The sequence below is a fragment of the Neobacillus sp. NRS-1170 genome (genome assembly GCF_050468025.1).
Genome location: NZ_JBITPF010000005.1, coordinates 28096 through 45722, shown reverse-complemented (window position 1 = coordinate 45722; position 17627 = coordinate 28096). Strand labels below are relative to the sequence as shown.

The 17627-nt window shown below is 37.5% G+C and carries 18 protein-coding genes; 17 read left to right on the top strand and 1 reads right to left on the bottom strand.

The window, feature by feature from the left end:
- Positions 1-145: 145 nt before the first annotated feature.
- Complete coding sequence (locus tag ACIFOT_RS01225) at positions 146-1084, bottom strand: LysR family transcriptional regulator (RefSeq protein WP_430060887.1); 939 nt, start codon at positions 1082-1084, stop codon at positions 146-148.
- Between the two features lie 318 nt (positions 1085-1402).
- Here ACIFOT_RS01225 and ACIFOT_RS01220 point away from each other — a divergent pair, with 318 nt between their 5' ends.
- The 17 genes from ACIFOT_RS01220 to ACIFOT_RS01140 all read left to right on the top strand — a co-directional run bounded on the left by ACIFOT_RS01220 (position 1403) and on the right by ACIFOT_RS01140 (position 17609).
- Positions 1403-2173, top strand: a complete 771-nt coding sequence (locus tag ACIFOT_RS01220) for a 3-hydroxyacyl-CoA dehydrogenase (RefSeq protein WP_430060885.1) — start codon at positions 1403-1405, stop codon at positions 2171-2173.
- A 25-nt stretch (positions 2174-2198) separates the two neighbouring features.
- Entirely contained in the window at positions 2199-2603 is a 405-nt protein-coding gene (locus tag ACIFOT_RS01215) for a PaaI family thioesterase (protein WP_430060883.1), read from the top strand.
- 37 nt (positions 2604-2640) lie between these two features.
- Positions 2641-3816 (top strand): acyl-CoA dehydrogenase family protein, encoded by a 1176-nt coding sequence (locus tag ACIFOT_RS01210; protein WP_430060881.1) that lies wholly within the window; start codon positions 2641-2643, stop codon positions 3814-3816.
- Positions 3817-3849: 33 nt separating this feature from the next.
- A complete protein-coding gene (locus ACIFOT_RS01205) occupies positions 3850-5031 on the top strand; it encodes a CaiB/BaiF CoA transferase family protein (RefSeq protein ID WP_430060880.1) in 1182 nt (393 codons plus the stop codon).
- Positions 5032-5136: 105 nt separating this feature from the next.
- Positions 5137-6315, top strand: coding sequence for a lipid-transfer protein (locus ACIFOT_RS01200; protein ID WP_430060878.1), 1179 nt, complete (start codon positions 5137-5139; stop codon positions 6313-6315).
- A gap of 27 nt (positions 6316-6342) precedes the next feature.
- Positions 6343-7119, top strand: a complete 777-nt coding sequence (locus ACIFOT_RS01195; RefSeq protein ID WP_430060876.1) for an enoyl-CoA hydratase/isomerase family protein — start codon at positions 6343-6345, stop codon at positions 7117-7119.
- Between the two features lie 122 nt (positions 7120-7241).
- The gene (locus ACIFOT_RS01190; RefSeq protein WP_430060874.1) at positions 7242-8837 is read left to right on the top strand and encodes a long-chain-fatty-acid--CoA ligase; all 1596 of its coding nucleotides are present in this window, start codon (positions 7242-7244) and stop codon (positions 8835-8837) included.
- 62 nt (positions 8838-8899) lie between these two features.
- Entirely contained in the window at positions 8900-9673 is a 774-nt protein-coding gene (locus tag ACIFOT_RS01185) for an SDR family oxidoreductase (RefSeq protein WP_430060872.1), read from the top strand.
- Positions 9674-9685: 12 nt separating this feature from the next.
- Positions 9686-10063, top strand: a complete 378-nt coding sequence (locus ACIFOT_RS01180) for a hypothetical protein (protein WP_430060870.1) — start codon at positions 9686-9688, stop codon at positions 10061-10063.
- 43 nt (positions 10064-10106) lie between these two features.
- Positions 10107-10685, top strand: a complete 579-nt coding sequence (locus ACIFOT_RS01175) for a hypothetical protein (RefSeq protein ID WP_430060868.1) — start codon at positions 10107-10109, stop codon at positions 10683-10685.
- A gap of 19 nt (positions 10686-10704) precedes the next feature.
- The gene (locus ACIFOT_RS01170; RefSeq protein WP_430060866.1) at positions 10705-11292 is read left to right on the top strand and encodes a polyhydroxyalkanoate biosynthesis repressor PhaR; all 588 of its coding nucleotides are present in this window, start codon (positions 10705-10707) and stop codon (positions 11290-11292) included.
- A 23-nt stretch (positions 11293-11315) separates the two neighbouring features.
- Entirely contained in the window at positions 11316-12374 is a 1059-nt protein-coding gene (locus ACIFOT_RS01165) for an alpha/beta fold hydrolase (protein WP_430060864.1), read from the top strand.
- 85 nt (positions 12375-12459) lie between these two features.
- Entirely contained in the window at positions 12460-13461 is a 1002-nt protein-coding gene (locus tag ACIFOT_RS01160; protein ID WP_430060946.1) for a sigma-54 interaction domain-containing protein, read from the top strand.
- 257 nt (positions 13462-13718) lie between these two features.
- Positions 13719-14147, top strand: coding sequence for an FAS1-like dehydratase domain-containing protein (locus ACIFOT_RS01155; RefSeq protein ID WP_430060862.1), 429 nt, complete (start codon positions 13719-13721; stop codon positions 14145-14147).
- A gap of 28 nt (positions 14148-14175) precedes the next feature.
- A complete protein-coding gene (locus tag ACIFOT_RS01150; RefSeq protein ID WP_430060860.1) occupies positions 14176-14589 on the top strand; it encodes a MaoC/PaaZ C-terminal domain-containing protein in 414 nt (137 codons plus the stop codon).
- Positions 14590-14719: 130 nt separating this feature from the next.
- Entirely contained in the window at positions 14720-15904 is a 1185-nt protein-coding gene (locus ACIFOT_RS01145; RefSeq protein WP_430060858.1) for an acyl-CoA dehydrogenase family protein, read from the top strand.
- Between the two features lie 109 nt (positions 15905-16013).
- Entirely contained in the window at positions 16014-17609 is a 1596-nt protein-coding gene (locus tag ACIFOT_RS01140) for a long-chain-fatty-acid--CoA ligase (RefSeq protein ID WP_430060856.1), read from the top strand.
- Positions 17610-17627 lie beyond the last annotated feature (18 nt).

Sequence of the window (17627 nt, the reverse complement as noted above, 5' to 3'; positions counted from 1 at the left end):
TAGAGAATTAAGAAATTTGGATGGTACTTTAAGTATGAGTTAATTTACTGATTTTAAGTTGCCTTTTCATTGTGTAAATAATAAAAAAGGAGCATAGTCTATAAGCTCCTTTGTACATAAATATCTCTAGTTAATAGTGTTCATTTTAAATTTTAATATTCATATTATCTTCAATGATTTTAGCTTGGATGTGAAGTTCTTTTATAAATTCCTTACCAGCAAATGATAGATGCTGGTTTTTTAAACGAATACAATAATAGGATAACTTCGATGCATTCGAGTCCACCTCTTCTAATGGCAATGCTATCACTTCTCCACCCAATATACTCGGGTCAAATTTCGTTGCTAAGGCACAATCCAGCCCAATTGCTAATCCCTGTGAAATAAAAAACTTTCTTGTTTCAGGACTATTAGATTGAAAAAGAATATTTAGCTTCCCATATTTTGAAAGTGAATCGTAATATTCTTTTGAAATAGAATCTCTAATATATGCAGCAATTGGATAATTAGTTAGTTCTTTGCCCGTAACCATTTTTTTATTGGCCAGTTTTGAATCCTTGTTGAAACACACCATAACTGGGCTATCTAAAAAATGAGTGGCAATCAGCGGATTATTTTCTTTACGAAATGAAGGAGGAATAATAAATAATCCTAAATCTGCTTCGCCATTTAACACGCTTTTCTGAACTTGATCATTGGCTGAAAACTCTTTTATTTCAATATTTATCCCCGGAAATTTAGTTTTGAAAATGGCTAAAGTTTGAGGGATAATACTTCGGCACAAATTGTTAATGGCAGCAATAGATAAGTTCCCTTCAATTGTTGAAGAATAAACACCTGCAACCTCTTTGATTTCCCCCATTTTATTTAAAATCTCTTGTGCTAATGTGATGATTTCCTTTCCTGCTTCTGTAGGCTGTAATCCGTTTCTGGAGCGGTCAAATACCTTTACACCTAATTCTTCCTCTAAGCCTTTAATCGCTTGACTAATCCCAGGTGAAGAAACATGAAGATGTTCAGATGCAGTTGTAATGGAGCCAGTTTTTGCAATCTCTACGATATATAAAAGCTGTTCGATTCTCATAGTTTCACCTTCAAGTATCTATTGTTTGGGATATTCGTAAACGCTTACAAATTCCCGTGTCAAAAAACAAATTAACCGGTACTTAAACTACTTTTCAAAACCGTTATTTTACTACAGTATACAGCAAAGTTATCATGAATGGTATATTCAATAAATTTTGAATATTGCTTGTATCATATATTTGCTAGTTGTGTTAGCGACCGGGTTTACCGAGCAAAAGTGAAAGAAAACGGCTAAGGCGTATAAGCCATAAGTTGATCCTGAATCTTGAAACGGTTAAACCTGATTCCATAGAAATGAAAGAAGGGGAGAAGAAAATTGGATCTAATGAATAGTGTTGTTGTCGTGACAGGAGGAGCTTCAGGTCTTGGAGAGGCAACTGTACGAAATGTTGTCGCAAATGGTGGTAAAGCGGTCATTATTGACTTAAACGAAGAATTAGGTAATAAGCTTGTTGAATCTCTCGGAGAAGACAATGTTCTTTTCGTAAAAACGAATGTGGTAGATGAAGCTGAGGTACAAGCAGTCCTAACTCTAGCGGTTGAGAAGTTTGGAAAAATCACAGCAAATGTTAACTGTGCTGGAATCGGGAATGCCCATAAAACAGTAAGCAAAAAAGGCCCATTCGAGTTAAAAGCATTCAAAAAAGTCATTGACGTAAATTTGATTGGGACTTTCAATGTTATTCGTTTAACAGCTGAAAAAATGACAGCAAATCAACCGAACGATACCGGTGAAAGAGGTGTAATCATTAACACTGCCTCTGTAGCAGCTTTTGAAGGTCAAATGGGTCAAGCAGCATACAGTGCTTCTAAAGGCGGAATTGTTGGGATGACGCTTCCGATCGCCAGGGACTTAGCAGAATATGGAATCCGTGTTTTGACAATTGCACCAGGTCTATTTGAGACCCCGCTTCTTGGAGGAGCACCTGAAAATGTAAAGGCAGCTCTTGGTGCCATGGTACCATTCCCGCAACGATTAGGTCAGCCAAGCGAATATGCTCAGCTCGTTCAAGCTATTATTGAAAATCCAATGTTAAACGGAGAAGTCATTCGTCTAGATGGTGCTCTTCGCATGCAGCCTAAGTAATTTTGCTTTAAAGGTGGAGATTATAGTGTCCATTGCTGATTTAAAAAGGCTCTTACAAAAAAAAGGTGGGTTTGAACAATATATCGGAACTCAGATTAAACAAATGGAGGAAGATAATATCGTTTTAGAACTACCCATTACTCCGGTTTTGCTGAATTATAATAATACTCTTCACGGAGGAGTCTATGCTGTAATTCTAGATACGGTTATTGGCATGACCTTGCGTGCACGAAGCGAACATCCATTGGTCACAGTAAATTTAAATATTAACTATTTGGCTCCCATAAAGGAAGGAGAGAAAATAGTAGCTACCGCAAAAATACTTAATCTCGGTAATAGTATCTTGACGGGAGAAGGGGAAGTAAGGGACATTTCCGGAAATATACTGGCAAAAGCAATAGGAACTTTCAAAATGATTCGACCTAGATAAATTAAGAATATGGACCAACTAAAAAGGAGGAGTTCTTATGTCAACGATCACTGCATTAAAGAATACTTCTGAGCGATCTTACTTAAAAGAGGAACATCATATTTTTAGAAATTCTGTACGTAAATTTTTAGAAAGAGAGGCGGTTCCTTATTACGAACAATGGGAAGAGAATAAACGAGTTCCATCTTCGTTTTGGAAGAAAATGGGCGAAAATGGATTTCTCTGTCCTTGGGTAGATGAACAATATGGCGGTTTCAATGCTGATTTTGGCTATTCAGTAGTGGTCTTGGAAGAAATGACTAAAGTTGGATCAAGCTTTGGGGGATTCGGTGTTCATAGTGATATTATCGTGCCTTACATTGAAAGGTATGGAACGGAAGAACAGAAAAAACGTTGGTTCCCTGGTGCTGTCAGCGGTGAAATCATTACTGCTATTGCGATGACAGAGCCGGGGACTGGTTCTAACCTGGCTGGGGTAAAAACAACGGCAGTTAGAAAAGGAGACCATTATATTATTAATGGTTCAAAAACATTTATTACCAACGGCTTAAATGGGAACCTCTTTATCGTTGTTTGTAAAACCAATCCAGATGCTGTACCGGCTCATAAAGGAATCAGCTTGTTAGTTGTGGAAGATGGAATGCCGGGCTTTTCCAGAGGAAAGCAGTTAAAAAAATTAGGCCAGCATGGTTCAGACACTACTGAACTAATTTTTGAAGATGTAGCAGTGCCAGTTGAAAATCTTCTTGGAGAAGAGAATAAAGGCTTTTACTATTTAATGGAAAAGCTTCAGCAGGAACGGTTAGTCGTATCGATTGGAGCCCTTACGAGCGCGGAAAGAATGCTTGAAATTACCATGAATTATGTAAAGGAACGTACTGTATTTGGCAGCCCGTTAAGCAAGTTTCAAAATACCCAATTTAAATTAGCAGAACTTGCTACGGAGATACAAATCGGCCGTACATTTATCGATAATCTGATTCAAAAACATATGGATGGTACAGATATTACAACTGAAGTTTCGATGGCAAAATGGTGGTTGACAGATTTAGCGAAGAAAGTTGCTTCAGAATGTCTGCAATTACATGGCGGTTATGGCTACATGGAAGAATACGAGATAGCAAGAAGGTACCGAGATGCAGCGGTCGGCTCAATCTATGCGGGATCTAATGAGATTATGAAGGTCATTATTTCTAAGAATTTAGGATTATAAAATGTAGTCTATTAAAAAAATGGGGGAGCAATTATGCCATCAGCATTAGAAAACCTGCGTGTTTTAGATTTAACACGCTTATTGCCTGGCCCTTATTGTACGATGCTTCTCGCTGATTTTGGCGCGGAAGTAATTAAAGTCGAAGACACTGGACCTGGTGATTATGCAAGAGTGGGTACCCCGAAATGGGGGGAGGATAGTACGTTTTTCCATTCTCTTAACCGTAACAAAAAAAGCGTTTGTTTAGATTTAAAAACCGAACAAGGTAAAGAAATCTTTTTAAACATGGCTGAAAAAGCGGATGTTATCGTGGAATCTTTTCGTCCAGGGGTTATGGACCGGCTTGGTGTAGGCTATAAGGTGCTTAAAGAAAAGAATTCTGGTCTAATCTATTGTTCCTTAACTGGCTATGGACAAACAGGTCCATATTCAACCCAACCCGGCCACGATTTGAACTATATCAGTTATGCAGGTTTACTAGAGTTTTTTGGAGAGCGTAATCGAAAACCAACCGTTCCTCCAGTACCAATCGCCGATATTGGTGGAGGGGCGCTATTAGCCACTGTTGGAATCTTAATGGCACTGTTTGAAAGAAACCGTTCAGGCAACGGTCAGTTTGTCGATATATCGATGATGGATGGAGCACTTTCTTGGCTGCAGTTGACCTTGCCCGATTATTTAGCCTCAAATATTGAGCCAAAACGAGGCGAGTTACCTTTGTCCGGCAGACATGCCTTTTACGAAGTCTATGAAACAAAGGATGGACGTTATCTTTCAGTGGGAGCGGTCGAAGCAAAGTTTTGGAAGGAATTTTGCAGGGTTATTGAAAGAGATGATCTGATCAAACAACAGTATGCTCCCATTCAAGAGCAAGACAGAATAAAAGACGAAATTCAAGCAGTTATTTCAACAAAAACACAACAGGAATGGGTCGAAATCTTTTTAGGAGTCGAGGCATGTGTTTCGCCCGTTAATAGACTTGCAAATTTAGAGAGTGACCCGCAATTCATCCAAAGAGAAATGATACAAACCTACCATGACACAGAAGCTGGTGAAGTAAAACTTATTGCTCCACCAATCAAATTGTCAGAAACGCCAGGAACGATCCGGGAATTAGCACCGAAATCCGGTCAACATACAGCTGAAATTCTAGCTGAAATGGGCTATTCCATACAGCGGATTGATGAATGGAAAAATAAAGGTGTAATTAAATAGAATTCGACCTTTATTTAATTGATTGAAAATTCGTAATTTACATTCAAATGAAAACGTTTCCTGCTTGAACAGGGTATTTTAAATCGAAGGGAGATTGAAGATTAGATGAAAAAGAATGCAAAAATTATTGGTGTTGGCATGGTCAAGTTTATGAAGCCAGGAGCAAACGAACCATATGAAATAATGGCTTCTAAGGCAATTCAAAATGCTGTAAAAGATGCGGGAATAGATTTTAAAGAAATTAAACAGGCATTTGCTGGTTATGTATATGGGGACAGTACTTGCGGTCAAGCAGCCCTTTACAAAGTAGGCATGACAGGCATTCCGGTCATCAATGTAAATAATAATTGTTCTTCTGGTTCTTCTGCCCTTTATCTTGCTCGTCAAGCGGTAGAATCGGGTGCAATTGACTGTGCACTTGCCTTTGGATTTGAAGAGATGCAACCAGGTGCGTTATCAGAGAAATGGACAGACCGAACTTCCCCACTTAAGACGTTTGATGATCGTTTAGATGAATTATCACAAAGCAGCGGAAAAGTATCGGCGATTAAATTCTTTGGTGAAGCAGCTACAGCATATATCAATAAATACGGTGCAAATCCGGATATTTTCGCCAAAGTTGCCGTTAAAACCAGAAATCATGCACTAAATAATCCCTATTCCATTTTTGAAAAACCTTTGACAGTTGAAGAAGTGTTAAAAGCTCCCATTATTTATCCGTCTTATTTAACAAGATTAATGGCATGCCCACCGTCCTGTGGAGCTGCAGCTGCCATTGTTTGTACAGAAGAGTTTGCTAGAAAACATGGGATACAGAATGCTGTAGAGATTGTTTCACAGGTTTTGGCGACTGATACAGAAGCATCATACAAAGACGTGATGAATCTGGTAGGAGCTGAAATGACCAGCAGAGCTGCAAAAGAACTCTATGAAAAAGCTGGAATTGGTCCTGAAGATGTGGATGTTGTCGAACTGCATGATTGCTTCACTCCTAATGAGGTCATTACCTATGAAGGTTTAGGATTATGCGGAGAAGGTGAAGCGGAAGGCTTGATTAATAATGGTGACAATACCTATGGAGGAAAATATGTTGTCAATCCATCAGGTGGACTTATGTCAAAAGGTCATCCACTAGGTGCAACAGGTTTGGCACAATGTACTGAACTTGTATGGCAATTGCGTGGTCAGGCTGAAAAGCGTCAAGTAGATGACGCAAGAATTGCTCTCCAGCATAACCTAGGTCTTGGCGGGGCCGTTGTAGTCACGATGTATAAGAAAAGCTAAGGAAAATAAACTTTGAGGTGAAATAAGATGGCTTTTGTAAAAGTTGAAAAGCAAAATAAGATTGCTATCGTGACCATTGATAATCAACCAATGAATCCGCTAAGTTCAGCAGTTAAAGACGAATTATGCGAAGTGTTCACAGATCTTAACTCAGATCAGGAAATATTGGCGATTATTTTAACTGGTGCCGGACAAAAAGCATTTATGGCTGGTGCCGACATTAAAGAGTTACCGAAAAAAATAGGTAATCCTCATTTATTTCCTGAGTTTATGGAGAATCATGAGTTTTTTGACAGTATTGACTTTTCAACCAAAACAACCATTGCTGCAATAAACGGTTTTGCCCTTGGCGGCGGTTGTGAACTCGCATTAACTTGTGATCTGCGAATTGCGGAAGAGCATGCGTTTATCGGCGTGCCAGAAGTAAAGCTTGGCTTACTCCCAGGTGCAGGTGGAACCCAGCGTTTACCTCGACTGATCGGTAAGGCAAAAGCAAAAGAATTATTGTTTACAGGTGAACCAGTTTCGGCTGTAGAAGCCATGAGAATTGGATTAGTTAATAAAGTGGTACCAACTGGAGAAGGCTTGAAAGCAGCTCTTGAATTAGCGGAGAAAATCTGCAAAAACTCTCCTTCAGCCTTAATGAATATAAAAAAAGCAGTAGACGAAGGTCTTGAATTACCATTTAATTTGGCGCTTGAAAGAGAAGCAGAACTGTTCCAAGAGCTTTTCCTAAAGGAAGATGTTAAAGAAGGCGTACAAGCATTTTTAGAGAAAAGGCGTCCACAGTTTCAAGGGAAATAAACATGAAAAAAATAGTTGATTACTTATTAAAATAGCAACAAGAGACTCGCATTAACTCCGAAGAAAAAAATAAGTTAATCGTTTAATAAAAAAATCACTTCAAAGAATAGGAGAGAGTTTACTTGAATCAACCTTGGCTTGCAAATTATCCAAAAGATGTTTCATATCATATTGAGATTCCATCATTAACGATAGTAGAAATACTAGATCAAGCAGCTCATAAGCATCCATCAAAAATTGCTATTATCGATGGTGAGAGAAAAATAACATATTTGCAGCTCAAGAATGCTTGTGAACGAATCGCATCAGCACTCCATAATAGCGGTATTCGAAAAGGTGATCGAATCGCAATCATGTTACCTAATTGTCTTGAGTATGCTCTTTCATTTTTCGCCATTCAACGAATTGGTGCTGTGGTGGTTCAAGTTAATCCTTTTTATCAGCCTGGAGAATTGGATCATATCCTTCGAAATTCGGAAGCAGTAGGTTTGATTGCCTTCAGAGAACAAAAGGAGAAGTTAGAGAAAAAAGGATTGGTTGATCAAGTGAAATTTATCTCAGCAAATGAAGAGGTCGAAGAGGAAGATAATTTACATGATTGGATCGACAATGAGACCTCTAAACTACAAAATATAGACCTTAAGTCTGAAGATGTTGCGATCATCTTGTATACGGGTGGAACGACAGGATTCCCAAAGGGAGTCATGATTACACAGGCCAATATGGCAGCAGCTCAATATCAAAATTTTGAAACTACTAAGCTAATATTTGAGGAAGGCCCTCACTGCCAGTTAGGGGTTGCCCCGCTATATCATGGCCTTGGACTATTCACCTTAGTACAATCTGTTTATATTGGTGCAAGTTATGTAGCTGTTAAAAAATTTGAGCTGGATCACATTTTAGAACTGATTCGTATCTATAGACCGACAATATTTATGGGTTCACCTACCATGTATATCGCTTTACTAAATCATCCGGATTTATTGGAAGAAGACTTAACTTGCTTTAAATTATGTATTTGTGGCGCTGCTCCTGTACCTGTTGAAATGTTGAATAAGTTTGAGGAAAAAACAGGTGTTCCGATACTGGAAGGATATGGATTGTCGGAAGCGACCATTGGAGCAAGTAGAAACCCTGGAAGTGGCATAAGAAAAGTTGGAAGTATTGGGATTCCACTTCCAAATACAGATATGAAAATAGTCGATATCGCAACAGGAACGATGGAAATGCATGTGGGTGAAGCAGGAGAGATTATTGTTAAAGGTCCTCAAGTAATGAAAGGATACTGGAAGAACCAAGAAGAAACGGAAAATACCCTTCGTGATGGATGGCTATTTACAGGTGACCTTGGAAAAATGGACGAGGATGGCTATTTCTATATCGTTGGCAGAAAGAAAGAGATGATCATTACCGGTGGTTTTAATGTCTATCCTGTGGAAATAGAAGATGTCATCTATCAGCATCCGGCCGTATTGGAAGCCTGTGTTTACGGTATTCCAGATCCATATCGCATCGAAACGATTAAAGCAGCCATCGTCCTTAAAAACGGAGCCACGCTAACTGCAGAAGAAATTCAAGCCTGGTGCAGAGAACGTCTAACAAAATATAAAATCCCACGGATCATTGAATTTAGAGAATCTCTTCCAAAAACAACAGTCGGAAAAATTCTGCGAAGGCAGTTAAAAGAGGAAGAGAATTTGCAACTTGAATTAAAATAACTCTTATCTTTAGGTAAATCACAGCAGCTAAGTCTAACAATTAACTTAAAGGAGATATGAAAATGAACATTCAAGAATTATTTAACATCAAAGGAAAAACAGCTATCGTTACAGGCGGGGGCCGCGGACTTGGCGAGCAAATGGCTTTAGCCCTTGCCGAAGCCGGAGCAAATGTGGTCGTTTGTTCTAGAAAATTAGAAGCCTGCCAAGAAGTAAGTGATCGATTAGTAAATCTTGGAGTACGTTCAATGGCTCTTGCGTGCGATGTTCAAAATCTGGATGAAATCAATTTTGTAGTCCAAAAAACTCTTGAAGAGTTTGGGTCAATCGATATTTTGGTTAATAATAGCGGAACTGGGTGGGTTGCACCTGCATTAGAAATGAAACCAGATAAATGGGATTTTGTTATGGATGTCAACTTAAAAAGTATATTCCTATTTTGCCAGGCAGTTGGAAAGGTAATGGTTGAACAAGGTTCAGGAAAAATTATAAATATTGCATCGGTTACAGGTTTTGGAGGTCAAGATCCAAAGATTATGGATACTATTTGTTACTCGACTAGTAAAGGAGCTTTAATCAACTTTACAAAGGATTTAGCTGTAAAACTTGCTCCATCCAATGTCCATGTCAATGCGATTGCACCAGGATTCTTCCCTACTAAGATGACAAAAGGAATGGAGGATAATGACAAAATTCTTGATAGAACTCCAATGGGCCGTTATGGTTCTGAATTTGATATGAAGGGGCCGGCTTTATTCTTAGCATCTAGTGCCTCTGATTATGTAACTGGACATGTATTGTTAGTTGATGGAGGTTTAGTTGCCCAAGTTGTTTAACGGGTGAAAATTATGCCAGCTATGGACAACGACTCATATGATAGCTACATAAAGCTTGAAAAAAAGATAAATAGGAAAATGAAACGCATGGCAAATAGCTATCGAGTCGTTGCTATAGTGGATAAGGGATTAGATTTACATTTAGATCGTGTCCAATTCCAAAGAATGATGGTAAATGATTGGCTGGATTCGAATGGATATGCCATTAAAGACGAGATCGCTCACGTCGCAAAAAAACATATATTAATAGAAGCTAAAGTAGATGACTTAGAAGAAAAAATTTTTCGAATAGTTCAAGAGTGGAATAAAAAAAAAAAATTACTGACCGTATTAAATGAAAACCTTCATGAGTTGAATAAATTTATGAATGAAGAAAATATAGAAAATTGAACTTATGTAAAATACTAGTTTTTAAAAAAAGGAGAAATTGGTTATGGCAAACAAAACAACAAAGGAAATAAATAAAAATAGTTCAACTATTGAAATGCTATGGAATCAATTGTTTCAAAATTTAGATTCTTGGACTGTAAGGGAGAGTTTTCGTGAGAATACTCTTCTACAAGCGGCAAACCTTTTTGCAGAAAATGTAAAACGAAATCAAGCGAATGTAATGGACCTTGTCAATCAATTTTCTAAAGAAGTTAAGAATTGGGAAAAAACATCAAGAGAGGAACTATTAACAGCAACCATAAGCTTGCAGAGTTTATTTCCAATTAAATCATATGAAGATATCAACGATCAGCTTGATCATATTAAGAATCAATCATCAGAGTCCATCTTAAACTCTTTAGAGAATCTAGTAAATATTCAAATTGTAGATCAATATGTATCCGCTCTAGCAAAATATATTGAATTGAGAAGAAATAATAGAATACTTTACGTGAAAAGCGTAAAAGAAGTAGCTTCCATTATCCAGATGAATCAAAATACATTCCTTTCTATTTTTACGAACCAAGTAAAAAACGTATTTTTACCTTTTGGCAGATTTATGGAACGTTCAGACATTAAGTGAAAATTAGGGGTGGGATATCATGACAAATAGAAAAACAATCGATCCATTTAATATGGTTAATAAAGTTTATGGCCAATGGGAAAATCAAATGAATGATTTGATTCACCTATGGACAAATAATCGTGAATTTGTAAGATTATCAAGAACGTGTACCGATACATCTTCTTTTTATAAAGATGTGATTAATAAAGGTCAAGAGTTGGTTGGAAATCAGTTGAATTTACCTACTAAGGAAGACGTGGCTAATATAGCAAAATTATCGATTCAAACAGAAGAAAAACTTGATTCCCTAGAGGAACAAATTTGGAATTTACAAGACAATGTATCCTCTACAAACAAAGAAATTGAAGGTGTCGCACAAGTTTCTAGTGACATTATGAAACTAACAAAACAACTAAAAACTGAATTAACGAAAACAAAGTCTGAATTATATGAAACAAAAAAACTGAATTCTGAGCTGCAATTAATGAAAAATGAATTAGCTGGCTTACAGAGTTTAAAAGAAGAGCTAACCGAGTTAACCACTCTATTACAATTTATGAATGTTAGAACGATGGAAACAACAGCTGAACAGAATCATGAACCAGCAGAAACCATATCTAAGTAAATAGACAATTAGGGGGACCAGTCTTGGCAACTGAGATGAATACCAAAAAAACAATACCAAGCTTTGATTTTGATCAAGAGATGAAACGTTGGAATGAATTTCTAGACGTCATAAATAAGCCTAAATCAAATCTTTATGTTACTCCAAAACAGGCAGTTTGGAAAAAAAACAAAGCGACATTATGGTATTTTCCAGCAGTTGAAAAAAAATACGCTGTTCCAATCCTTTTAATTTATTCGCTGCTTAATCGACCATATATTTTAGATTTTGCATCTGGCTCCAGTGTCGTAGAGGGTCTAGTGAAATCTGGCTATGATGTCTATTTATTAGACTGGGGTATCCAAGGGTACGAAGATAAAGAGATGAATTTAGAAGATTATATAGACGATTATATTAAAAAGGGTGTCAGGCGGGCTCTTAGACATTCAGCTGCGAAGGAAATTTCTCTAATAGGTTATTGTCTTGGAGGTGTCTTAGCAGCTATTTATACTGCTATAGCTGAAGAACCGATTAAAAATCTTGTAGTTGCTACCATTCCAATTGATTGGAGCGTAAATATTCTTCCTGACAAGTGGATGGAAGGACTGAAAAATGGTGAATTTAATATGGATCGCTTTTTAGATGTTTACGGTCTAGTTCCTTCACAATACATTCAAGCTGCGTTCCGAGCTTTAAATGCACCAGTTAACTTGAGTCCCTATGTTAACTTATTAACCCGTTCGTATGATAACCGTTTTGTAGAGAAATGGGGTCGTATGGATCAATGGTTGAAAGATCAAGTGCCATTTACAGGTGAAACGTTACGACAAATATTTAATGATATTTTAAAAGAAAATAAGGTTGTCAAAGGTGAGTTTACAGTTCGTGGTAAAAAAGCCGATTTAGGAAATATTAAAGCAAACTTATTAGCGATTTCCTCAAAAAATGACACCCTAGTTTTGGAAGAACAAAGCCGGCCGATAATGGACCTAGTTTCAAGTGAAGATAAAACATTCCAAGTTGTTGAAGCTGGACACGTCAGTTTGGCTTTATCTGGCAAGCTAGCCAGTTTAGCTGATAAATGGCTATGTGAACGCTCATAGTTTTAAGCCCTTTAGATTAAGAAGTATTGGAAAAGTTGATCCCTATAAATTTTTGGGTCAGCTTTTTTTATTAAAAATTTAGTAGATTATCGAAATATGGAATAACGGCAAGCGTAAAAGGTGGTGGAAAAAGCTGGATGTTTGGATAGCTTCGAGTGCTAAAATGAAAAATATTCAAGAAGTAGTCAGGAAAATCGCCATTACGGAGGCTTGTGTACTTATTACGGGGGAGTCCGGGACCGGTAAAGAAGTAATTGCCAATCATATACATAATTTAAGTACACGGTCCCAACATGCTTTTATCCAAATTAACTGTGGTGCGATACCAGAAAGTCTTATGGAAGCAGAATTGTTTGGATATGAGAAAGGAGCGTTTACAGGAGCAGAAACTAAAAAAGCAGGGCTCTTAGAGCTTGCGGATAAAGGTACTATTTTACTGGATGAAATTGGGGAGTTACCACTTCATTTACAAGTCAAATTATTACGAGTTATTCAAACAAAAGAAATACGACGGGTTGGGGGAACGTCATCAAAAAAATTAGACATCCGATTCATTGCTGCAACTAACAGAAACCTGGAAGAAATGGTTTCAGCAGGTCAATTTCGAGAAGATTTATTTTATCGAATTAATGTTGTTCCCCTAACAATCCCTCCTCTTCGAGAACGAAAAGAGGATATTCTTCCTTTGGCACGTCATTTTCTTAAGGCGTTTAATCAAAAATATAATAGGCTGATATGTTTCACAGAGGAAACATGTAAAACTCTTAAACAATATACCTGGCCAGGAAATGTTCGTCAGTTAGAAAATATCATTGAACGTATGGTAATAATGTCAGACGGAGATTATATCGAAGCGGATATGCTCCCCAAAGAAATATATAAAAGTTCTACTCAAATTTCAATCGAAATGATTGTTCCACTTAAAAAGCAAGTAGAAGAGGCTGAAAGACAAATCATTACGTTCTCACTTTCAAAATCCAAAAGTATTCGACAGGCTGCGAAGCAATTGGAAATTGATCATACAACATTGCTGCGAAAAATGAATAAACTCGGAATTCAAATTCCGAAAGAAGGTAAGGATTATTAACGGTGCAATTGCTGCCCCGTTTTTTTGTGAAAATTTGCACCGAATTTGGTGCAATTCAACACCATTTTCTATGTGGAAATCAATAAATACTATCGAAAAGACTATTAAATAAGGAAATTTACGGATTAATTAAATTGGCATTCAACTTGCATATAGAATTTTGAAGGAGGTAATAGAAACACAATTCAATATCTCTTACTCTAGTTGATTACAAATAAAGAGGTGAGGCTTTGTCAAACGTCAAGGAATTAATTGGAATGGAATTTAAACTATTTAGTTTTGGAGTTGAAAAAGGAAAGATTATTGAATTGGCAAAGGCTATTGGGGATGAAAATCCTATTTATCGCAGCCTTGAATCAGCACAAAATGCCGGATATAAAGGAATTCCAGTACCTTTAACCTTTTTGCAAGTGATCGAATTAATTGGCAGCGAAACTGGTTTTGAAGAAAAATTTGAAAAATTAAAGTTAAATCCGGTGAAAATTTTACATGGTGAACAAGAGTATGAATACCTGGGTGGCATTTATGCTGGCGACCAACTAACTGTCACAGGGAAAATTACTCATGTTGAAACTAAGAGTGGTGCTACAGGTGGGATGGACCTCATAACACAAGAAAACCATTTTACCAATCAAGATAGTCATTTGGTAGCTATATCAAGATCTACAATCATTCACCGTCATTAACAATCCATTCGAGAGGGGGAATCAAATTTTGTTTTTTGAAGATGTACATGAAGGATATTCATTTGAAACCATTAATAAATCCCCTATAACGCGAGTTCAGCTTGTTAAATTCTCAGGAGCATCTGGGGATTTTAATCCACTACATACGGTAGAGGCGGCTGCAGAACAGGCGGGAACAGGTATAATCGCTCACGGTATGCTGATAATGGGGATGGCGTCACAAGGAATAACTACGTGGATACCAAGGAAATACGTAAATAAAGTTTCCGTTCGTTTCCGGAAAATGACATTACCAGGAGAAGAAGTGCAAATAACTGGGAAAATCATTGAGAAAAAAGAAGGTAATAAAGTCGTTGGTGAAGTCCTTGCAATGAATAATACAGGAGAGGTAAAAGTTGCAGGTTCCTTTGAGGCAACACTTCCTTCAAGGCATAAAAAATGAATATGAAAAAATATTTAACTGTCTATGTTTTTTTCAAACATTTTCTTTTGAATAGTCTTTTTTGAAACAATAGTATTCATTTAACTATATTTTCTAATATTCTATTCATTTATGAAGGAGGAAATAGGTAATGACCCTTACAAAAGCAGCCTCATTTGACTTATTTAAAAAGGAAAAACCTTACTATTCTATTGAACATGAAATGTTTCGTACTTCTCTTCGCAAATTTATGGAAAAGGAGGCTATCCCTTATTTTAAGGAATGGGAAGAAAATAGTTTCACACCTCGGGATTTCTTCAAGAAACTGGGTGAAAAAGGCTTTCTCTGTCCACAAGTAGATCCTGAATACGGAGGGCTGGGGCTTGATTTTGCCTTTAATCTAATCCTTTCAGATGAGCTTCACCGCGTCGGAGCTGGTCCTGGCGGTGCAAGTCTTCACAGCTCGATTACTGTTCCTTATCTTGAAAAATACGGAACAGAAGAACAAAAGAAAAAATATTTACCAGGGTGTGTCAATGGAGATATTTTTACAGCTGTTGCCATGACGGAGCCGGGAACGGGTTCTGATTTGTCCAGTATTAGCACCACAGCGAGACGTGAGGGGGACCATTATATTATTAATGGTCAAAAAACGTTTATCACGAATGGTATTAATGCGGATTTAATATTCGTTGTGGTCAAAACTGATCCAAAGGCAATTCCAGCACGTAAAGGAATTAGCATTATTATGGTCGATGGGGATACTCCAGGTTTTTCACGTGGCCGTAAATTGAAAAAATTAGGCAGCCATTCTTCTGACACCACTGAACTTATATTTGAGGATGCTCGTGTACCTGTTTTCAATCTACTGGGTGAAGAAGGCAATGGTTTCTACATCCTAATGGATAAATTGCAACAGGAGAGAGTCATGTGTGCTTTTGCAGCCTTAACGATATCTGAAGAAATGTTAAAGTCGACGATTGCCTATGTTAAGGAAAGACATGCATTCGGAAAGCCAGTGAGTTCTTTCCAAAATACTCAATTTGAAATTGCAGAAATGGCAACTGAATTGTCGTTAGCACAGACTTTTTTGGATGATCTCGCCAATCGGCATATGAGGGGAGAGGAAGTCGTCAATCAAGCTTCCATGGCAAAATGGTGGGTCACAGATATGGCTAGAAAAATGTCTGTTCGCTGCCTGCAGCTTCATGGAGGTTACGGATATATGGAAGAGTATGACATTGCACGTCAATATCGTGACGTCGCAGTGATGCCGATATATGCTGGTTCCAATGAAATAATGAAAAACATCATCGCAAAAAATCTTGGATTGTAATCGTTACTATTATTAATCATCAATGAACCCCACATCAAAATTCCTTGTAGATATTTCCTTCCTTTAGATAATCAGTTAGATGAACTTTATTACGAATAGGAGTGGTACTTTGAATCAGCCTTGGCTTGCAAGTTATCCAAACGAGGTTTCATATCAAATTGAAATACCATCATTAACGATAGTAGAAATACTGGAACAGGCAGCACTAAAGAATCCTTCTAAAATTGCTATCATTGATGGAGAAAGAAAACTTTCCAATTTGAATTTGAAGAATGCTTGTGAGCGTATAGCAGCAGCGCTTAATAAAAGAGGCTTTCGAAAAGGTGATCGAATTGCGATCATGTTACCCAATTGTATGGAATATGTTCTATCTTTTTTTGCCATTCAACGGTTAGGCGGAGTGGTTGTTCAAGTTAATCCTTATTTTCAGCCTGCTGAATTAGATCATATCCTCCGAAATTCGGAAGCAGTCGGATTAATTAGTTTCCGAGAGGAAAAGGAAAAGCTTGAGAAAATCGGATTAGTGGATCAAGTGACATTTATTTCTGCAAATGTTGAGGTAAAAGAGGAAGACAATTTACATTATTGGTTAGCCAATGAGACTACTATACCATTAAAGGCAGACATCCAATCTGATGATGTTGCCATTATCACGTTCACAGGTGGAACCACTGGCTTTCCAAAAGGAGTTATGATAACACAATCCAATATGGCAGCTGCCCTTTATCAAGCAAGTGAAACAAGTAAACCTGTATTTAAGGATAGTGATCACTGCCAGTTAGGTATCGCCCCACTCTATCATGGCCTAGGGCTGTTTACATTAGTACAATCGATTTTTATTGGAGCGCGTTTTGTTACGGTTGAAAAATTTGAGTTAGATTACATTTTAGAAATGATCCGTACACATCGTCCGACTCTTTTTATGGGCTCACCAACCATGTATATAGCTTTACTTAATCATCCAGATTTAAATGAAAATGACTTAACCTGCTTTAAATTATGTATTTGCGGTGCAGCTCCTGTACCAGTTGAAATGCTGAAAAAGTTTGAAGAAAAAACGGGAGTACCAATAATAGAAGGGTATGGATTATCAGAAGCAACAATTGGAGTTACCAGAAATCCGGTAAATGGCAAAAGAAAAGCTGGAAGTATAGGAATTCCTTTGTCAAATACAGACATGAAAATTGTTGATATAGCTACGGGTACGGTGGAAATGCCAATTGGTGAACCAGGTGAGATTATCGTTAAAGGTCCTCAAGTAATGAAAGGATACTGGAAAAACCAAGAGGAGACAGAAAATACTATTCGTGATGGTTGGCTATTTACAGGTGATATCGGAAACATGGACAATGAGGGCTACTTCTATATTGTCGGCAGAAAAAAAGACATGATCATTACCGGTGGTTTTAATGTTTACCCCGTGGAAGTGGAGGAAGTCATTTATCAGCATCCCTCAGTATTGGAGGCTTGTGTTTATGGAATTCCGGACCCGTACCGGATCGAAACCATAAAAGCGGCCATCGTTCTAAAAAAAGGAAGCACTCTTACGGCAGAGGAAATCCAATCCTGGTGCAGAGAGCGTCTGACTAAATATAAAATTCCACGCATCATTGAATTCCGGGACTCACTTCCAAAAACACCAGTCGGAAAAATTTTGCGCAGGCAATTAAAAGATGAAGATCTTCAGAAGATAGAACAAAAGTAAATTTTAAAAAGAATAAAT